The organism is Acidovorax sp. LjRoot204 (genome assembly GCF_056175785.1).
In genome coordinates this window covers 1-1,700 of the sequence record NZ_JBGFFF010000321.1, presented here as the reverse complement: position 1 = coordinate 1,700, position 1,700 = coordinate 1, and the positions used below count along the sequence as shown (strand labels likewise).

General features: G+C 62.4%; 1 protein-coding gene. It reads right to left on the bottom strand.

Features of this window, described 5'->3' with window-relative positions:
- Window positions 1-20: 20 nt before the first annotated feature.
- Window positions 21-1,571 (bottom strand): glutathione ABC transporter substrate-binding protein GsiB, encoded by a 1,551-nt coding sequence (gene gsiB, locus AC04MI_RS25000; RefSeq protein ID WP_436044143.1) that lies wholly within the window; start codon window positions 1,569-1,571, stop codon window positions 21-23.
- Window positions 1,572-1,700: the final 129 nt, after the last annotated feature.

Sequence of the window (1,700 nt, the reverse complement as noted above, 5' to 3'; positions counted from 1 at the left end):
GTGAGCCGCTTCGGGGGTGGTCAATTGACCGCGATGGCGTCGATGTTGATGTTGCCGTCAGGCATCACGAACACACCCGACAAGCGCTTGGCATGCGCCGACAGGTTCTGCTCCGTGACCATCGGCACGCGCGGCAGGTCCTTGCGGATCTCTTCCTGCGCGGTCTTGTAGAGCGCGGTGCGTTCCTTTTCGTCGACCGTCACCAGCGCCTTGGCCAGCGCGTTGTCGACCACCTCGCTCTTGTAGAACGACATGTTGTTGAGCTTGGGTGCCCAGGCTTCCGAGGCGAACAGCGGGCGCAGGCCCCAGTCGGCTTCACCGGTCGACGACGACCAGCCCGTGTAGTACATGCGGACCTTGGCCGTCTTCGGATCGGGCCATGCATCCACCTGTTCGGTGCGCTGGCCCACTTCGAGCGCCTGCACCTGCAGCTTGATGCCGATCTGCGCGAGCTGCTGCTGCACGAACTGGATGGTCTTCTGGCTGGTCGTGTTGTTGTAGGCGCTCCACAGCACCGACTCGAAGCCATCGGGGTAGCCGGCTTCCTTCATCAGCTCCTTGGCCTTCTTCAGGTCGTAGGGAATGGGCGCCATCTTCTCGGCGTACTTCACGCCCTGCGGCACGATGCCCTGCGCGGGGAAGGCGTAGCCGCCGAACGCGACCTTGGCCAGCGCCTCCTTGTTGATGGCGTAGCCGATGGCTTCGCGCACCTTCGGGTTGTCGTAGGGCTTCTGCAGCATGTTGAATGCCAGGAAGCGCGTGATGATCGACGGCGTGGCCACCACTTCGAGCTTCTCGCTCTTCTTCAGCAGGTCGGCCTGCTCGTAGGGAATGGGATAGGCGAAGTCGGCTTCGCCGGTCTGCAGCATGGCGGCGCGCGTGTTGTTCTCGAGCACCGGCTTCCACGAGACCGTGTCGATCTTCGGATAGCCCTTCTTCCAGTAGCCGTCGAACTTCTTGGCCTTGACGGCTTCGGTCTGCTTCCACTCGACGAATTCGAAGGGGCCGGTGCCCACGGGGTGGAAGGCGATGTCCTTGTTGCCCCATTTCTTGAGCGCGGTGGGCGAGATCATCGCGGCCGAGGCATGGGCCAGCGAATTGATGAAGGGACCGAAGGGCTCCTTCAGCGTGATGCGCACGGTGGTGGGGTTGAGCGCCTCGACTTTGCCCACGCGGTTGAACTGGTTGTAGCGCAGCAGCTTGTTGTCCTGGTTGAGCACGCGGTCGAGCACGAACTTCACGGCCTCTGCGTTGAAGTCGGTGCCGTCGTGGAACTTGACGCCGGTGCGCAGCTTGATGGTGTAGACCAGGCCGTCCTTCGACACGTCGTAGCTCTCGGCCAGCACGTTCTGCACCTTCAGGTCCTTGTCGAACTGGAACAGGCCTTCATAGAAGGTCTTGGTCACAGCCGTGGTGATGGTGGTGTTGGTGTTGTACGGGTCCAGCGTTTCGGGCTGGTAGCCGATCGACAGCACCACGTCTTTCGCGGCCAGCGCCGTGCCCGATGCAGCCAGTGCGGCCAGGCCCAGCAGTGCCGATGCCCATCGCAGGGAGGAAGAAGATTGCTTCATGGAAAGAAACTCCAGTCGGTTCGAGAAAAAAAGCAGGAGGGCCTGCGGGTTGAAAAAAATCTGCCGGTCGCTCAGAAGGCGCCGCCGATGGCATGCCGTGCCACGAAGTGGCCGGGCGCCACCTGCACC

Bases quoted from the DNA above. Each gene is read 5' to 3' on its own strand.
- gsiB (WP_436044143.1), bottom strand. From the start codon at position 1,571: ATGAAGCAATCTTCTTCCTCCCTGCGATGGGCATCGGCACTGCTGGGC.